This window comes from Pseudomonas sp. 2995-3 (genome assembly GCF_002742565.1).
Lineage (GTDB): Bacteria > Pseudomonadota > Gammaproteobacteria > Pseudomonadales > Pseudomonadaceae > Aquipseudomonas > Aquipseudomonas edaphica.
On sequence record NZ_LJSB01000039.1, the window covers coordinates 1 to 306 of the forward strand.

Genomic DNA, 306 nt, shown 5'->3' on the forward strand with positions numbered 1-306 from the left:
GATCATGCGATGCCAACCTATGCAAGTGCAGGTGATTAGATGAAATCAATGACAGGGCAAAATAACTTTTCTATTACACACTTATTTATTTATGTCTTAGCATTCCTACTTCTTTGGGAATGGCTCCGTCCTATACCGACGATATCTGATACAGGAAACATTGAAGTTTTTGTATGGTATGCCTTTTTTAGTTCTGTATTGATTTATTTACGGCTTCCCATCTTGGTGATTATACCTAGCTTATTTTTAGGTACGATTTTCTCTTTAAATTATATTTTTACACAAGAAAACTTTTTTAGTCGTGCT

General features: G+C 34.0%; 1 protein-coding gene. It reads left to right on the forward strand.

The window, feature by feature from the left end; genetic code table 11:
- Positions 1-39: 39 nt before the first annotated feature.
- On the forward strand, positions 40-306 hold a 267-nt coding region (locus AOA62_RS32160), incomplete at its 3' end, for a hypothetical protein (protein WP_218244051.1).